Below are 16,256 nucleotides of genomic sequence, written 5' to 3' on the forward strand. Positions count from 1 at the left end.
CCTTTAATGACTGTTGCGGGCGGTTGCCGACGGCGGCGGTAAAGCAATGGGGGTGAGCACCGGTTGACCGGAAAAAAATGCCGTCAGGTTTTTGCCGACCAGTTCCACGGTGCCTTGGGTGGCCTCCGGCGACAACCCGGCCACATGCGGGGTCAGAACCACGTTGGCCAGCCCCTTGAGGGCGTCCGGTACATGGGGTTCATTATCGAAGACATCCAGCGCGGCGCCAGCGATCCGTCGTTGTTCCAGCGCGCTGATCAGGTCAGCCGTGACGATCACGCTGGCCCGCGCAATGTTGACGATAAATCCGTTACACCCTAAAGCGTCGAGTACCTGCCTGTTGATCAAGTGTTGAGTACCGAGCCCGCCGGGCGCGGCAACGATCAGAAAGTCCGAATGGCGTGCCAGTTCGGTCGGCGTCGAGCAAAAGCTGTAGGGCACGTCGCTGCGATGCTGGCGGTTGTGGTAACTCACGCTCATGTCGAAGCCGTTGGCGGCACGTTTGGCAATAGCGATGCCGACGGCACCGAGGCCGAGGATGCCCAGGCGTTTGCCGGCCAGCGAAGGGCGCATGATTTTCGGCCACTCGCCCCGACGCACGGCAGCATCGGCCCGAGGAATATCGCGCACCAGGGCCAGCAGCAACGCCATGGCGTGGTCGGCGCCGGAAGAGGCATTGACGCCGGCCCCGTTGGTGACGGTAATGCCGCGATCGGCGGCAGCTTGCAGGTCGACGTGTTCGTAACCGGCCCCGATCACGCAGATGATTTTGAGATTGGGCAGGGCAGCCATTTCGTCGGCTCGCAGGCCCAATGGACCGCGTGTCAGCACCGCGTCAATCTGGCTGCCCTGTCGGGCAATGGCGGCGGCGCGCTCGGCCGGGGTCGGGGCCAGGATCAAATGAAACCCCTGATGTTCGAGAATCGGCAGGTATTCATTGATGGTTTCAACCAGTACCAGAACAGTTGCGGTCATGCTGGGCTCCTGTGGGCAGCGGAATGTCGGGGATTGAACGTCGCTTCAGGTTGCTGACTCCAAAGCGGTTTGGCAATGACCAGGGGTTTGGCGCCCGATGTCGGCGCTGGCGAAGCCTGCGATCCTTCCAATGACAACACTAGATCATTTGTCCGCGATCGTAGGAGCGAAACTTGCCCGCGAAGAACGATTACTCGGTATTCCTGATGGACCGAGGTGACTGGTTCGCGGGCAAGCCTCAATGCCAGTCAGTTAAGGCGCGGAACCTGTGGGAGCGGGCTTGCTCGCGAAAGCGGCGTATCAGGCGACATGTTGACTGTGCCGCCGTCTTCGCGAGCAAGCCCGCTCCCACATGGATTGCGCTTAACTGACAGGCATTGGGGCAAGCCTCGCTCCTACAGGAGAACGCGTGTTCGGCCCGCTGCATCTGATCCGCATAACCATTGCTCAGCTAAGTCTTTGCTTCTGTTGATTAATCCCGGACAATCGCGCCCCTGTTTCGGCCAGGGCGCTGCCTGTCGGGTTTTCCGACTCGTCCTGACCGGGTGGCAAGTGACCGGAAAGCGGAGATCCGAGCGGATGAATGATCAGGCCAATAGCGTCGACGAACGCTATGTAGCGGCGACACCAGCGAGCCTAGAAAGCTGGAATCGCCATGACACCACCTGGATGCTGGGCCTGTTTGGCACGGCAATCGGGGCCGGCACCCTGTTTTTGCCGATCAACGCGGGGCTGGGCGGCTTCTGGCCGCTGTTGATCCTGGCGGTGCTGGCATTCCCTATGACGTTTTACGCCCACCGTGGCCTGACCCGCTTTGTGTTGTCCGGCCGCGAAGGCGCCGACATCACCGAAGTGGTGGAAGAACACTTCGGCATCAAGGCCGGCGCATTGATCACGTTGCTGTATTTCTTCGCGATCTTTCCGATCCTGCTGATTTACAGCGTGGCCCTGACCAACACCGTGGGCAGTTTCCTCGAACATCAACTGCACATCCTGCCGCCACCACGCGCCGTGCTGTCGTTCGTATTGATTCTCGGCCTGTTGGCAGTGGTACGTTGCGGTGAGCAGGTAATCGTCAAGGCCATGAGCCTGATGGTCTATCCGTTCATCGTCGCGCTGCTGTTTTTGGCGGTGTTCCTGGTTCCGCACTGGAATGGTGGCATTCTCAGCACTGCCTCCACGCTGCCTGAACCGTCGGCGCTGTTGCACACGCTATGGCTGGCGATTCCGGTGATGGTGTTCTCGTTCAACCATTCACCGATCATCTCGGCGTTCGCGGTGGACCAGAAGCGTCGCTACGGCACGCATGCCGAAGAGCGCAGCTCGCAGATCCTGTCCCGCGCCCACCTCTTGATGGTGGCGATGGTGCTGTTCTTCGTCTTCAGCTGCGTGCTGACCCTGTCGCCGGCGCAACTGGCGGAAGCCAAGGCGCAGAACCTGTCGATCCTGTCGTACCTGGCCAATCACTTCAGCAACCCGACCATCGCCTTCGCGGCGCCGTTGATTGCCTTCGTGGCCATTTCCAAGTCGTTCCTGGGCCACTACATCGGCGCCAGCGAAGGCTTGAAGGGCCTGATCGTCAAGAGCGGCAAACGCCCGGCACCGAAGACCCTGGACCGCATGACTGCCGCCTTCATGCTGGTGGTCTGCTGGATCGTTGCCACGCTGAACCCGAGCATTCTGCTGATGATCGAAACCCTTGGTGGCCCGGTGATCGCCGCGATCCTGTTCCTGATGCCGATGTACGCAGTCCGCAAGGTTCCGGCGATGGCGCGCTTTCGGGGTCAGGCCTCTAACGTCTTCGTGACGGCGGTGGGCCTGGTGGCGATTTCGGCGTTGATCTATTCCCTGACGGCCTGAGTGCCGATCTTCCGGGCACGCTGAATACCCTGTGGGAGCGGGCTTGCTCGCGAATGCAGTCCTACAGTCAACGAAGATGTTGGATGGGATGGCCTCTTCGCGAGCAAACCCGCTCCCACATTTGTTTTGTGTGATTCATGCAAAATCCCTGTGGGAGCGTGGCTTGCCCGCGATGAACGATAACGCGGTCTTCCTGAAGACATAAAAAAACGCCGCTCATCTCACGATGGGCGGCGTTTTTTATGGCGTTGTAACGTTAGGCTTGAACGACCGGGATGTTGGCGTTCGCAGCAGCTTCACGGAACTCGGCGATCTGGTCGAAGGACAGGTAGCGGTAAACATCGGCCGCCATGCTGTCGATCTTGCCAGCGTATTCCATGTACTCCTCGACGGTCGGCAGGCGACCCAGGATGGACGCAACGGACGCCAGCTCGGCCGAAGCCAGGTAGACGTTCGCGCCGTCACCCAGACGGTTCGGGAAGTTACGGGTCGATGTCGACACCACGGTGGAGTTCGGCTCTACACGTGCCTGGTTACCCATGCACAGCGAGCAGCCTGGCATTTCCATGCGTGCGCCAGCCTTGCCGTAGATGCCGTAGTAGCCTTCTTCGGTCAGCTGGTGAGCGTCCATTTTGGTCGGCGGCGACAGCCACAGGCGGGTTGGCAGCTGTCCCTTGACCTGATCCAGCAGTTTACCGGCGGCGCGGAAGTGACCGATGTTGGTCATGCACGAACCGATGAACACTTCGTCGATCTTCTCGCCAGCAACGCTGGACAACAGACGGGCGTCGTCCGGATCGTTCGGCGCGCAGAGCACAGGCTCCTTGATGTCGGCCAGGTCGATTTCGATGATTTCAGCGTATTCGGCGTCAGCATCGGCAACCATCAACTCAGGGTTGGCGATCCAGGCTTCCATCGCTTGGGCACGACGTTCCAGGGTACGCACATCACCGTAGCCTTCACCGATCATCCAGCGCAGCAGGGTGATGTTCGATTGCAGGTATTCGGTGATCGATTCTTTCGACAGCTTGATGGTGCAACCGGCAGCCGAACGTTCGGCCGAGGCGTCGGACAGCTCGAAAGCCTGTTCGATGCTCAGGTTGTCCAGGCCTTCGATTTCCAGGATGCGGCCGGAGAACGCGTTCTTCTTGCCTTTCTTCTCGACGGTCAGCAGGCCAGCCTGAATCGCGAAGTAAGGAATGGCGTGAACCAGGTCACGCAGGGTGACGCCCGGTTGCATTTTGCCTTTGAAGCGCACCAGGATCGATTCCGGCATGTCCAGCGGCATCACGCCAGTGGCAGCGGCGAAGGCGACCAGACCGGAACCGGCCGGGAACGAAATGCCCATCGGGAAACGGGTGTGGGAGTCACCACCGGTACCGACGGTGTCCGGCAGCAGCATGCGGTTCAGCCAGCTGTGGATGATACCGTCGCCCGGACGCAGGGAAACGCCACCGCGGGTCATGATGAAGTCAGGCAGGGTGTGGTGGGTGGTCACGTCGATCGGCTTTGGATAAGCCGCGGTGTGGCAGAACGACTGCATCACCAGATCAGCGGAGAAGCCCAGGCATGCCAGGTCTTTCAGTTCGTCACGGGTCATTGGACCGGTGGTGTCCTGGGAACCGACGGTGGTCATCTTCGGTTCGCAGTAGGTGCCTGGACGCACACCGGCTACGCCGCACGCCTTGCCGACCATTTTCTGCGCCAGGGTGAAGCCCTTGGTGCTTTCGATCGGGGCATCCGGTTTCTTGAACAGGTCGAACGCTGGCAGACCCAGTTCGGCGCGAGCCTTGTCGGTCAGGCCACGGCCGATGATCAGCGGAATACGACCGCCGGCACGGACTTCGTCCAACAGCACTGGGGTCTTCATTTCGAAGGTGGTGATGACTTCGTCGGTACCGTGCTTGCAGACTTTGCCAGCGTGCGGGTACAGGTCGATCACGTCGCCCATGTTGATGTTGGTCACATCGAATTCGATTGGCAGTGCGCCGGCATCTTCCATGGTGTTGTAGAAGATCGGAGCGATCTTGCTGCCGAAGCAGAAGCCGCCAGCACGCTTGTTCGGCACGAAAGGAACGTCGTCGCCGAAGAACCACAGCACCGAGTTGGTGGCCGATTTACGCGACGAACCGGTACCGACCACGTCACCGACGTAGGCGATCGGGAAGCCGCTGTTGCGCATTTCTTCGATCTGCTTCATCGGACCGATGGAGCCTTGCACGTCCGGCACGATGCCGTCGCGAGCCATTTTCAGCATGGCCAGGGCGTGCAGCGGGATGTCCGGGCGGGACCAGGCATCAGGAGCAGGGGACAGGTCGTCGGTGTTGGTTTCGCCAGGAACCTTGAACACGCGCAGGCTGATCTTGTCGGCCAGTACAGGGCGGTTCTTGAACCACTCGCCGTCGGCCCAGGATTGCAGCACGGCTTTGGCGTGAACGTTGCCGTTCTTGGCGCGTTCAGCTACATCGTGGAAAGCATCGAACATCAGCAGGGTGTGCTTGAGTTCTTCGGCAGCGACTGGCGCCAGTTCGGCGTCGTCCAGCAGATTGACCAGAGTTACGATGTTGTAGCCGCCCTGCATGGTGCCGAGCAGTTCAACAGCGCGTTTCTTGTCGATCAGAGGGGATTTGGCTTCGCCTTTGGCGAGGGCAGAGAGGAAACCGGCCTTTACATAGGCCGCTTCGTCTACGCCTGGCGGAACGCGATTGGTGATCAGGTCAACGAGGAAGGCTTCTTCGCCAGCAGGGGGATTCTTCAGCAGCTCGACCAGGCCTGCAGTTTGTTCGGCGTTAAGCGGCTGGGGAACGATACCCAGTGCTGCACGCTCTTCGATATGTTTGCGGTAGGCTTCAAGCACAGTTATTACCCTCATCAGTGGTCCCAAATGGGTGTCCGGGACGCTCATCCCGAAATTGCCGTACTCATGCGCTGCGTGGCGTTGTGGGCCGCTTAGCCAGAATTACCGACAATTCCTTACAGAAGCTGCTTTCAAAGTTTTACGCCTGCAGAACGGGGAGCTGATGAGGGTTGGCGTCAGGTTTTTCACCGCTGAAAAACCCTTCGCCAACACCGCTCTGAAGGAACGACTGTGCTCGTGACGCTTTGAAAACAGCTTCTAACGGACATTGGCGCCTTAAAAGGCTGGCTGATTCTACGGCAAAAAAAAATTAAAGGTAAGTCAGGGTCTATTGAACTTTGGTGGCGAGCCGCGTTGCCGGGCCAACGTGTGCGAGACAAGGCGCGGGATGCCGCCAATGGTTGTTCCCTTGTCAGGGCCTGAATTTTGAGGGGTGATGAATATTGGACAAAGGGCTAACATGCCGACCTGTTCTGCTTTCCCGTGTTTTGCCTACCTATGCCCAATCAGACCATCAAGACCCCCTGCATCGGCCTCTGCTCCACTGTTTACGGTGATCTGGTGTGCCGTGGCTGCAAGCGTTTCCACCATGAAGTGATTCATTGGAACGGTTACAACGAGGAAGAAAAACGCGCGGTGTGGCTGCGTCTTGAGCAACTGTTGTCGCAGGTGATGGCCAGTAAGGTAGAGATTTTCGATCCCGCGTTGCTGCGTCTGCAGCTGGAGCAGCGCAAGATCCGCTTTGTGCCGCACCAGTCGGAATATTGCTGGGCTTATCAGCTGATCGCCCGGGGGGCGCGGGTCATCAACAATCTGGAAGCCTACGGGATGGTGCTGCTGCCGGAGTTTCGCGACTGGAACCTGCCGGAATTGCGCGATGCCATTGATCGGGAATTTTTCCTGCTCTCGGAAGCGCATTATCAGCGCTACATTGCGCCGGGGTTTCTCAAGGATGCGTTTGGCGGTTAAACCTTAAAAGCTTCGCGAGCAAGCCCGCTCCCACATTGGATCTGTATCGTTCACAAATTTCATGTCCAATGGAGATCCCATGTGGGAGCGGGCTTGCTCGCGAAGGCTATTTATCTGACGCCGAAAATCTCAATGCTGGGTCACGATCTCTTCCAGATGATCCATGATCGTATCCGGCTTGAGCACCAGCACATCGCTCTCCAGCGAATCCAGCACCACTTCCGCCGTATTACCGATCAACGCCCCCGACAACCCGGTCCGCGCCACGGTGCCGATCACCGTCACCGATGCCCCCAGTTTATGGGCCATGTACGGAATCAACACATCCGCCGGGCCTTCCTCGATGTGCAGATGATCGTCATCGATATCGAACTCGGCCTGGAACGCCTTGCATTGCTCGCGGTAACGGGCCTCGATGGTTTCCTTGAGCTGAAACGTCGGGTCAGCCGCCGACAACATGGGCGATGGATGAGCGCTGATCACGTGTAAATGCGCCTTGGCCAGGCTGGAAATGTCGTAGCCATGATCAATGATGCTGGCATGCAAGGTACGGTGTTCGCCGTCGATGTTGCCGACATCGATGGCTGCCAGGATCACGCCGCCGGTCCAGGGTTTGGCCGTTTTCACCAGCAGCACCGGAGTAGGGCAGTAGCGCAGCAGTTTCCAGTCAGCCGGGGTCAACAGGGCTTTTTTCAGCGGGCTGTCCGGGAAATGCTGCTTGACCACCAGCCCGCAGCCTTCGGCTTGCTGCACATCGACGATGGTTTCATGCAGGCTTTCGTTCCAGGCCTGTTCGGTGGTGACGCTATAACCGTCCGCCACCAGCGCAGCCTTGAGCACGCCAAGCATGCCAGCGTGATCATGCTTTTTATCGCAGACCAGCAGGTGCAGATGGGCCTGGGTCACGCCAGCGATCAATTTGGCCCGTTTAAGCGCCAGGCTTTCCGAGTGTTCGGGTTCGATGACCACCAGGATGCTGCGAATGGCTTGCATGATCGGGATCTCCATGAAGATAAAAAACACTGCGTTGGACAACTATAGTTGCTGGCCGGCATTCGGCGACTTGATGCATATCAACGGTTGGCGTCTGGTGGTCTGTCGGCAGGCCGGTATAATCGGCGCCCTTCGTTTTGTACCTTTTATCCGTGAGCCCCATGATCCTTCCCGAAATTCACGAGTTCCTCGGCTGCCGCACGCCTGATGGCTGGATCCAGGCCGCGTTGGCCGATCAGGAAACCTTGCTGATCGACCATAAAAACTGCGAATTCAAGGCGGCCAGCACGGCGTTGAGCCTGATTGCCAAATACCACTCCCATGTCGATCTGATCAACCTGATGTCGCGTCTGGCCCGGGAAGAGCTGGTGCACCACGAACAGGTCATGCGCCTGATGAAAAAGCGCAAGATCGAACTACGTCAGTTGTCTGCCGGGCGTTACGCCTCGGGGCTGCGCAAAGTGGTGCGCAGCCACGAACCGGTGAAGCTGGTGGACACGCTGGTGGTCGGCGCCTTCATCGAAGCCCGTAGCTGCGAGCGTTTCGAGGCGCTGGTGCCGCATCTGGATGACGAACTGGGCAAGTTCTACTTCGGTTTGCTGAAAAGCGAGGCCCGACATTTCCAGGGTTACCTGAGACTGGCCTATCAGTACGGTGACGCCAAGGATATTGCCCAGGTGATCGACAAGGTTCGTGACGCCGAGCAGGCGCTGATCGAGTCGCCGGATGTGGAGTTTCGCTTTCACAGTGGTGTGCCGGTCGCGGCATGAGATCAAAAGATCGCAGCCTGCGGCAGCTCCTGTAGAACCGGGGTATATACACGGTCGGCGTAGGAGCTGCCGCAGGCTGCGATCTTTTGATCCGGCTTTAGCGGCTCAAACCCAGACGCTCATGCCACTGGGCGATGGACTCTTCAGGCCACCTGTCGCACCGTCGATCAGCGGGCTGCATCTGGACTTCTACCCATGACGCTTTCGAACCGAGCATCACGTGCGTGTTCTCGGGTGGCGCCGGCAGCGCCGTGTCGATGACCGAGGCGAATGGGTGAACAAGATCCGGCCATTCAGGACTGAACACCCATAATCCCGAGCCGCAAACGGAACAGAAATGCCGCTCTGCGGTGCTGCGGTGGGCGCGTTTGTCACCTTTTTCCTTGAGCCGCGCATGGTATATCGAGATGTGTTTACGGCCGCGTACTTTCAGGCTGGCGGCATCGCCAGCGATGTTGATCGCATAACCGCCACCGCCCTGGGTCTTGCGACAGATCGAGCAATAGCAGCGTTGATAAGGGTAGGGGTGGGCGCTGGTCAGGCTGAACGATACCGCGCCACAATGGCAGGAGCCTTCGAGTTGCATGGAAACCTCCGACGGGTCTAGACAGCCTGGACTGTCCGCATTCCTGGCCTTGGATTTATGCTGGATGTGTGGGCCTCTTCGCGAGCAAGCCCACTCCCACACTTGATCGTTTTCGTACACAAAATCTGCGTTCACTGAAAATCTAATGTGGGAGCGGGCTTGCTCGCGAAGAACGATAACGCGGTCTACCGGCCGGGCACCCGCCACAAATACCACGCCGCCACCGTCCGATATGGACTCCACGCCAACCCGATGTCGATCATCTGCTTACGAGTCGGCTGCACCTCCAGCCCCTTCAGCCGCCGATAACCCTCGCGCACGCCAAAGTCATCGGCCGGTAAAATGTCCGGCCGCTCCAGGCTGTAGATCAGCAGCATTTCCACGGTCCAGCGACCCACCCCGCGCAAGGTGATCAAGCGCTCGATCAAGGCTTCATCGTCCATGGCCAGGGCCGTTGCGTAATCCGGCACCACGCCGTCCAGAGCTGCCTGAGCGATGCCCTGAATGGTCGCGATCTTGCTGGCGGAAAACCCGCAACCACGCATCTGCTCGAAGTCTGTCGCCAGAATCTGCTCAGGCCTTGGGAAGGTGCTCGCCGGAAACAACGCCCGCAGCCGGCCAACAATCGCATCGCCAGCCTTGGCATGCAGTTGCTGATAGGCAATCGCCCGCACCAGCGACTCGTAGGGGTCGCGGGCCGCATGGGGCTGATGCAGGCAGGGGCCGATGGCATTGACGTGGCGTTGCCAGTCAGCATCGAGGGCCGAGAGAAATTCGCTGGCCAGTGAGTAGGTATCGGGCATGGAGCATCCTGAAGAATGGCGGCGTGATCAGAACGCGAGTTGTTCGGTGATTTGCACCGCGGCGCTTTCCAGCCTGAGCAGAAACGCCTTGCGTGGCTGTCCTCCACCATAGCCGGTCAACGAGCCGTCTGCACCGATCACCCGGTGACAGGGCAGGATTATCGCCAGGCGGTTTTGTCCGTTGGCCAGGCCCACGGCGCGACTGGCGCCGGGGTTGCCCAGTTGCGCGGCGATGGCGCCATAGGTCGTGGTCTTGCCGTACGGAATCTTCATCAGCTCGGCCCACACCTGTCGGGCGAAAGCGCTGCCGGGCAGGTGCAATGGCACGTTGAATGTGGTCCGTTTGCCAGCGAAGTATTGCGCCAGTTCTTCTTCGAGCTGCTGCAAATGCCCGTTGTGACCAGGTGCCACGGCGTAGCCATAACGGTTCTGCAGCTCTTCGATTTCCTTGGTCAATGCCGGTCGATCGAGAAACTCCAGCAGCACCAGCCCACGCTGTTCGGCCATGGCGATCATTGGCCCCAGCGGCGTGGTCAGTCGAGTGAACAGCAGCGGCTCGCTATGGGCAGCGCGGCCGGGTGTGATATGGAACGATTTTTGAAACGCATCGCGAAAACCGCTCAGGGATTCGTAGCCGGAGTCGAACGCAGCGTTGTCGATGGATTCGCCTTGTTTGATGCCGCCGAGGGCAATGCCCAGGCGCCGGCTGCGCAGCCAGGCGTGAAAAGTCATGCCGAAATGCTGCTTGAACCAGCGACGCAGTTTCAGCGGCTCGATGCCCTCGGCCAGCAACTGGGCATCGGTCCAGCGCAGGTCAGGGTCGGCGTCGACGAATTTGAGCAACCGCTGCACCCAGTCCGGCGCGATGGCGGCGGCGTCCAGCGGCTTGCAACGCAGGCAGGCACGATAGCCTGCCGACATCGCCTCATCGGCATGAGCGAAAAACTCAACGTTTTCCGGCTTCGGTTTGCGCGCCGTGCAGCCAGGGCGGCAGAAAATGCCAGTGGTTTTGACCGCGGTAAAGAACACCCCTTCATAGGCGGTGTCGCGTTCGAGCATGGCGCGAACCATCTCGGCGTGGGGCGGAAGTACAGCGTTTTGTAGGTTCATGGGCTGAGCATAGGCCGTGTCACCCGGTGCCTCCACCGGAAAATCGACAGTGAATTTTTGTGGTCCTGAGCTACAGTCATCGGGTCACCGATAATCCTGTAAACGTTATTTTCAGGAATCATCCTATGCAACCGTTCACGATCAAACACATCGATCACATCGTCCTGCGCGTGAAGGATCTCGAGCGAAGCATCACTTTTTACGGCGAGGTACTCGGCGCCGAACTGGTCAAGCGCCGTGACGATCTGGGCATGGTGCATTTGCGTGCGGGCACCTCGATGATCGACCTCGTCGACATCCAGGGCGAACTCGGCCGCAAGGGCGGTGCTGCCGCTGGTCACGAACGGCGCAACGTCGATCACTTCTGCCTGCGCATCGAACCGTTCGAGGAGGAAGCGTTGGTCAGTCACTTGCAGTCCTTCGGTCTGACACCTGAGAAAGCCGTCGTGCGTTTCGGTGCCGAAGGCCGCGGGCTGTCGATTTATTGCTTCGATCCGGACGGCAATCAGGTCGAACTGAAAGGGCCGTCTCACGGGTAAAGGTCAGGCCCGTTTCGCCATTTTCTGGATGACAGGGACAGACCACAATTGCCCGGCATTTGCCTTGAATCGCAGCCTGTCCTTTCAATTTTAGATCGACTGGAAAGGCGTGCTATTTGATCTGCACGATGACCGGACCTTCCGTCACGATTGGCGGGTTCGCATGGATATGCGAGGCATTTTTCTGAATCCAGTCGCGCGCGACTTTCAAGCTCGCATCGCTGCCGGCCTTGTCCGTGCAAACAGTCACCGCCGTACCGCCATCACCCGTATTCAGCAGTGTGTAACTTACCAGGCCAGGCACTGTCCGCAGGGTAGTTTCGACGTCGGCCTTGCGCTCCTCTAAAAGTTCGAAAAGCTGCTTTGCTCCAGCACCCAGGTAGGTTCTTATAACCGCATACATGGTTGTCTCCTTTGGGAGTTACCGTCTTGATGCCAATCCATGTCCCTTGATGGCCGTTATTTCAGTTCGCTCCAAATTCAGCTTAGCCAAAGGCTGGCGCCGAGCGAAGTGCAACGACCATCGGCCACTTTTCTATGTGCTGACGGGGAGCAGGCGATCAATTTGGACTGAAAAAAAGGGACGGACTACGATTTTCCGGCATATGCCTAAAATCGTGGCCTGTCCCTTTTATGCTGCTTTTCAAGCGGTGCGCGGTGCTTCAACAGGCGGAGTACCGTCGTGAAACATCGTCTTCAATTGCGCACGCAGTTCTGGTGAATCGGTGTGTTTGTGAACGCTGACCGCATGCTGAGCGGCGGCCTCGAGCAGTTCGTTTTCAGAGTCTGCGCACAGAGCAACCGAGCATTTGGAGTCGCTTGGAAACTCGCGACAGTCGATGTATTTACGGGCCATGATTCTTCTCCTCCCTACGATGAAGGCAGGCTGTGGCCTGCATGAATGATCACTCGATGCGCCATCCCATATATTACGATTGCCTGTCACATCGCGTGTGCCGACTCTTGAAGTATAGGCTCGCTATGTTGCGTATCTTTTTTTTGTGCGCCCCGCCAAGCGAGGCGTAGGTGGGTTTGGCATCAGGTGATACTGTCAGGCCATGCCACTCAGCAAATTGAACACATGTTTTGGCATTGGCGTGAAGCGATCGCGCCGCAATTGGCTGATGGCGTACATCGCGCTGGCGGCGCGACCGTTACCGTCGCCGAAACCCTGGAAGCCCACGATGGTTGCGAGCAAGTGTTTGTCAAAGTGCTTATGGGCGATATCCAGCGTTTTCAGATGCTGTTCCATCAAGGCAAAACCGCTAATGCTGCTTCCATACTTAGCGTCCAACGCGATCAAGCGATCGTAGCCAGCGGCGGCAGACGTAACCCGCCTGTGTACTTCTCTGATGACGGCCGGGTCGGTCAAGGATTTATTGTTGCCTGCATACTCACGCAGTACTGCAAGAATATCGTCGAACTCGTTTGCCTGAGATGTCGCACCGTTCACCATCCAGGCGGCTGCTCTCTGTGCATTGTCGGTATAGCCATGGGTGTTGAAGGCGGCTTCCGGCATGACATCGCTGTAAGGCGCCTTGCCCAGATCCTGTTTCAGTACGTTTTGCTGATAAGTCTTCAAATAGCTGACTTTTTTCGTTTCGACCTGCGCAACTGCGTCCAATATATCGGATAAGTCCTGCGCTCCGATGGTGAAACGCGAATCGACATAGCGTATGGCTTTGTCCTTGATAATCTTGGTAATAAGATCGTCCGCCGACGATTGACCGATCAGCTCGCCCAGGTCTTTTATTTGCTTGTGTTGGAGTGTCGTTTCCCGGACGGCATTGTTAAACAGGTGCTGCAATTCGACAGGGGAAGAACCATTGGGCAAGGGAATGTTCTTTGCGCTCAGTCGGCTCACAATGTGTTCGACGGTTTCAATGGTATCGTCCTTGAACAACGCACGACCATGAGCCACCGTCGGCAACGTCATTCGAACTTCTGTGGCTGCGTCGAGTTTGTTCAATGCCTTGATCAAATCATAAGAGCCGCTGGCGGACGTGAGTTGGCGCAGTTGCCCAGCGCCCAGACGGGTCACGGAATGTCCGTACTGGCTGAGTTTAAGCACTCCTTTGCCGATCAGCTTGACGCCGCCATAAGCCAGTTGCGGAACGCCGTCGAGGGGGTTGAATACCGACAACAGAAAGCGTGTACCGACTTTGCTTAATTCCAGCAGTTTCGCGCTGCTCGCGGCGGCTTTGGCAAACGCACCTGCTGCGCCTGCGAAGACGAACAGTATGGCGGTGGCGTCCATGACACAACTGAACAAGGCCCCGCTACGCCGGTCCGGATCACCTGAACTGAGCCCTTCGATACAGCCTTTGAACGGAATAATCACGTTGAGGATCGTCTCGACAATGTTGTCGAAGTCTTCTTGTTTTTGTTCGATTTCTGTCTTGTCGTAACCCGTCGCGTAAAAATGCTCGTAACTCATCGGCGGGTTATGGCGTGCGATCAGTTCACCAATGTTTTTCGAACGTTCGGCGTTGAAGCTTTCCAGGGGAGTGCGGCTTGGCGGAACTGCTTGGTGGCTTGAATCAAGCATTGCAAAGCGATCCAGCAGAACACCAACATAGCGGCTCTTTGTTTGAGTCTCAGGGGCGATGCCTTTGAAGTAAGGCCAAAAATCTGCCGTAATGGGCGCGGTAAAGGTCAGCGCCTTGAAGTTGTCGTTATCGCCGTTCGGGGATCGGCTGAACCAGAGTTCATTGTCATCCAGGGTGGCGCCTTGAATATAGGCTTGAGCCAATGCCGGGTTTTCGAGACAAACGCCCTGTAACGGAAAAACCTCGTAGCAGCGGGTTTCTCCGAGAAACCGACACAGCATGACGATGCCAAATTGTCCGGTATTCGATGTTCTGCGTGGACTGATACCACCGCTGAAAGCAATGGGTTGTGAGTTACGCACGTAATAGAGTGCCAGTTGGCCACATTCAATGGCTATCCGGTCTTTCTCTGGAAGACGTGACAGGGCCAGGCGGACGATTGTATTGATGCCGGAGCGGTAGTGGGCGTGCTGTTGTTTTACCTGCTCGGCATAGAGCGTATTGACGGGATCCAGAGTGAGTAGATCAGGGTCGTCTTTATAGATGCTGTTACCGCTTTTTTTATCGTATAACTTCGTCGATAACGTGCCTGCCAGGTACAAATCAAGAATCGATTCACCGATGTAGCCGTGTCGTCCGAACTCCCGATACAGCACCTTTGTCGGTTTTATACCGTTATCGAGCAATTCAGTTTTCGCCAGTTTCCGGCGACTGACCGGGGACGCAGTAATAGCGCGCAGGGCCTCGGCAATTTCGTCAATGTGAGTTTTATATTGAGCAATTGCCTGTTGCGCGAACACCTCTACCGTTACTTCATCAGGCGCCTCGCTGTCCGAAGCATTGACCCTGGCCCATTCCATGACGCATTTCAGCGTGATCAAATCATGCAAGGTCTGTTGTTCGGAGCTGGTGGGGGTGATGGCGCCCAGTTCCAGCAGCGTCTCATAAGACATGCTTCGGGACAGGCCCGGTGCAATGCTTTCGGCAATCAAAACCGACTTGCGCAACATGACCCAACCTTGAGAGCCCATTTGCAATGCCACAGGGGAGTCAACCAGAAACTCGGGGGCCAGCCCCGCGAGGATCAGGTTCATAGCCAGTGGGACGGCCGGCTCCTTGACGATCAATGTCCGGGTGAGATGATCGGTCAGCGCTCTGCGCACCGTGTAGGTGTTCGATTGCACATGGCGAGGATGATAAAGGTGCTCTAAACGGAACGAGTTTTGCTGTTGTTCGTCCCCAAGACCGAAGTCCAGCATGATGGCGGCAACCAACAACCGGCTGCGCTCTTCGGTGGACAGGGGTTTGTCTGCGTTCTGCGGGCTCAAGGCCCTCTGGCAGGAATCGGCGAACGCTTTGACCTCGGCCGTTTCAATCAGCAGTGTCCAACTCCAGTGCGGAAACTCTCGTAAGAAAGTCTCGGTTGTTTTTTTCGGCATGGCTTCGGTCAGAAGATTAATCAATGCATCGGTGCGCGACTGGTGTTTCTTCAGTCTGGAGATTTCCTGTTGAACAATCGGTTGCTGAGCTTCGGTGATTGCCAGCGACGGTTCATGGGCATCGGCTGAAATACCCCAATAGTTTGCATGCTGTGGGGGCTCGGGTAGTGACAGACTAAGAAGTGCAATCAGGTTTTTAACGTCATCGACGGTTTCTGGCAGAGTCAATTGCTGAAAACGTAGCCAGTTATGCAACGGGATACGCTCGTCCGACGATACGATTCCCCCCGAAAGTACTGCGGCCTTGGAGAGAAGCGCTACATCCGCCTTCAAAGCTTCAATGGCATTGACTTTAGCGCCCAAGTTGATGCGTTCGATGGAGTTTCCGATGGGCTCCTGATTTTCGTAAGCCTGATAAACGCCTCCTGTGTCATCGACCAGCGTCCAATGATCGTCGGTAATTCCGTGCTCTTCGATCAATTCCTGATATTCAGGGCGTTTGATCAAACGGAGCAATAAAGATTTTGCCAATTGCTGGGCGTTATCAAAACTGCTGTTTCTGGTCGTTTGGACGAGTAGCGACGCTACGCTAATTGATCGTCGTTCATAAAATATGCGTGAGGACTCTCTTTTTTTGAGGGCGGTCGTTAGTGTATCGATAATCGACTTGCGTTCCGTTTTATCAGTGGAAACTGGTTGTGTGTCGAAAAGATTCAAAGAAGCATTCATGTTTTATCCATCCTTGGGTGTTGGTGGTTGGTTGTATCTGAAGTTGCTCTCGGGAGCACAGCAACTATATATAGTTA

General features: G+C 57.3%; 13 protein-coding genes. 4 read left to right on the forward strand and 9 right to left on the reverse strand.

Annotation, left to right across the window (positions count from 1 at the left end; all coding sequences use genetic code 11):
- Window positions 1–3 precede the first annotated feature (3 nt).
- Complete coding sequence (locus ABH909_RS15995) at window positions 4–975, reverse strand: 2-hydroxyacid dehydrogenase (protein WP_429434806.1); 972 nt, start codon at window positions 973–975, stop codon at window positions 4–6.
- Between the two features lie 579 nt (window positions 976–1,554).
- On the opposite strand from ABH909_RS15995, the gene ABH909_RS16000 reads away from it, so the two are divergent.
- On the forward strand, window positions 1,555–2,835 hold the full coding sequence (locus ABH909_RS16000; RefSeq protein WP_429434809.1) for a serine/threonine transporter: 1,281 nt from the start codon (window positions 1,555–1,557) through the stop codon (window positions 2,833–2,835).
- A 256-nt stretch (window positions 2,836–3,091) separates the two neighbouring features.
- Here ABH909_RS16000 and acnB read toward each other — a convergent pair whose 3' ends face one another.
- Window positions 3,092–5,692: a bifunctional aconitate hydratase 2/2-methylisocitrate dehydratase gene (gene acnB / locus ABH909_RS16005; protein ID WP_429439939.1), complete on the reverse strand. Its 2,601-nt coding sequence runs from the start codon at window positions 5,690–5,692 to the stop codon at window positions 3,092–3,094.
- Window positions 5,693–6,190: 498 nt separating this feature from the next.
- On the opposite strand from acnB, the gene ABH909_RS16010 reads away from it, so the two are divergent.
- Window positions 6,191–6,661, forward strand: a complete 471-nt coding sequence (locus ABH909_RS16010; protein WP_429427578.1) for a DUF1289 domain-containing protein — start codon at window positions 6,191–6,193, stop codon at window positions 6,659–6,661.
- Window positions 6,662–6,790: 129 nt separating this feature from the next.
- Here ABH909_RS16010 and ABH909_RS16015 read toward each other — a convergent pair whose 3' ends face one another.
- A complete protein-coding gene (locus tag ABH909_RS16015; protein ID WP_429434811.1) occupies window positions 6,791–7,654 on the reverse strand; it encodes a universal stress protein in 864 nt (287 codons plus the stop codon).
- Between the two features lie 161 nt (window positions 7,655–7,815).
- Between ABH909_RS16015 and ABH909_RS16020 the strand changes: the two genes are divergently transcribed.
- Window positions 7,816–8,424 (forward strand): tRNA-(ms[2]io[6]A)-hydroxylase, encoded by a 609-nt coding sequence (locus tag ABH909_RS16020; protein WP_429434814.1) that lies wholly within the window; start codon window positions 7,816–7,818, stop codon window positions 8,422–8,424.
- 97 nt (window positions 8,425–8,521) lie between these two features.
- On the opposite strand, the gene ABH909_RS16025 is transcribed toward ABH909_RS16020, so the two are convergent.
- From ABH909_RS16025 to ABH909_RS16035, 3 genes are all read right to left on the reverse strand, one after another.
- Window positions 8,522–9,010, reverse strand: a complete 489-nt coding sequence (locus ABH909_RS16025) for a GFA family protein (protein WP_429434816.1) — start codon at window positions 9,008–9,010, stop codon at window positions 8,522–8,524.
- Between the two features lie 185 nt (window positions 9,011–9,195).
- Entirely contained in the window at window positions 9,196–9,813 is a 618-nt protein-coding gene (locus ABH909_RS16030; RefSeq protein WP_429434818.1) for a DNA-3-methyladenine glycosylase family protein, read from the reverse strand.
- A 27-nt stretch (window positions 9,814–9,840) separates the two neighbouring features.
- Complete coding sequence (locus ABH909_RS16035; RefSeq protein ID WP_429434821.1) at window positions 9,841–10,923, reverse strand: bifunctional transcriptional activator/DNA repair enzyme AdaA; 1,083 nt, start codon at window positions 10,921–10,923, stop codon at window positions 9,841–9,843.
- Window positions 10,924–11,048: 125 nt separating this feature from the next.
- On the opposite strand from ABH909_RS16035, the gene ABH909_RS16040 reads away from it, so the two are divergent.
- The gene (locus tag ABH909_RS16040; protein WP_429434823.1) at window positions 11,049–11,462 is read left to right on the forward strand and encodes a VOC family protein; all 414 of its coding nucleotides are present in this window, start codon (window positions 11,049–11,051) and stop codon (window positions 11,460–11,462) included.
- Window positions 11,463–11,574: 112 nt separating this feature from the next.
- On the opposite strand, the gene ABH909_RS16045 is transcribed toward ABH909_RS16040, so the two are convergent.
- From ABH909_RS16045 to ABH909_RS16055, 3 genes are all read right to left on the reverse strand, one after another.
- Window positions 11,575–11,865, reverse strand: coding sequence for a hypothetical protein (locus ABH909_RS16045; protein WP_429434825.1), 291 nt, complete (start codon window positions 11,863–11,865; stop codon window positions 11,575–11,577).
- Window positions 11,866–12,105: 240 nt separating this feature from the next.
- Window positions 12,106–12,318 (reverse strand): DUF1059 domain-containing protein, encoded by a 213-nt coding sequence (locus tag ABH909_RS16050; protein WP_429434827.1) that lies wholly within the window; start codon window positions 12,316–12,318, stop codon window positions 12,106–12,108.
- Window positions 12,319–12,513: 195 nt separating this feature from the next.
- The gene (locus tag ABH909_RS16055) at window positions 12,514–16,179 is read right to left on the reverse strand and encodes a hypothetical protein (protein WP_429434830.1); all 3,666 of its coding nucleotides are present in this window, start codon (window positions 16,177–16,179) and stop codon (window positions 12,514–12,516) included.
- Window positions 16,180–16,256 lie beyond the last annotated feature (77 nt).

The organism is Pseudomonas sp. BS3782 TE3695 (genome assembly GCF_050435305.1).
Lineage (GTDB): Bacteria > Pseudomonadota > Gammaproteobacteria > Pseudomonadales > Pseudomonadaceae > Aquipseudomonas.

What these genes read in the sequence shown, in the direction of transcription:
- ABH909_RS16055 (WP_429434830.1), bottom strand. Translation starts at nt 16,179, where the DNA reads ATGAATGCTTCTTTGAATCTTTTCGACACACAACCAGTTTCCACTGAT.
- ABH909_RS16040 (WP_429434823.1), top strand. Translation starts at nt 11,049, where the DNA reads ATGCAACCGTTCACGATCAAACACATCGATCACATCGTCCTGCGCGTG.
- ABH909_RS16045 (WP_429434825.1), bottom strand. Translation starts at nt 11,865, where the DNA reads ATGTATGCGGTTATAAGAACCTACCTGGGTGCTGGAGCAAAGCAGCTT.
- ABH909_RS16010 (WP_429427578.1), top strand. Translation starts at nt 6,191, where the DNA reads ATGCCCAATCAGACCATCAAGACCCCCTGCATCGGCCTCTGCTCCACT.
- ABH909_RS16035 (WP_429434821.1), bottom strand. Translation starts at nt 10,923, where the DNA reads ATGAACCTACAAAACGCTGTACTTCCGCCCCACGCCGAGATGGTTCGC.
- ABH909_RS16015 (WP_429434811.1), bottom strand. Translation starts at nt 7,654, where the DNA reads ATGCAAGCCATTCGCAGCATCCTGGTGGTCATCGAACCCGAACACTCG.
- ABH909_RS16050 (WP_429434827.1), bottom strand. Translation starts at nt 12,318, where the DNA reads ATGGCCCGTAAATACATCGACTGTCGCGAGTTTCCAAGCGACTCCAAA.
- ABH909_RS16000 (WP_429434809.1), top strand. Translation starts at nt 1,555, where the DNA reads ATGAATGATCAGGCCAATAGCGTCGACGAACGCTATGTAGCGGCGACA.
- ABH909_RS16020 (WP_429434814.1), top strand. Translation starts at nt 7,816, where the DNA reads ATGATCCTTCCCGAAATTCACGAGTTCCTCGGCTGCCGCACGCCTGAT.
- ABH909_RS15995 (WP_429434806.1), bottom strand. Translation starts at nt 975, where the DNA reads ATGACCGCAACTGTTCTGGTACTGGTTGAAACCATCAATGAATACCTG.
- ABH909_RS16030 (WP_429434818.1), bottom strand. Translation starts at nt 9,813, where the DNA reads ATGCCCGATACCTACTCACTGGCCAGCGAATTTCTCTCGGCCCTCGAT.
- ABH909_RS16025 (WP_429434816.1), bottom strand. Translation starts at nt 9,010, where the DNA reads ATGCAACTCGAAGGCTCCTGCCATTGTGGCGCGGTATCGTTCAGCCTG.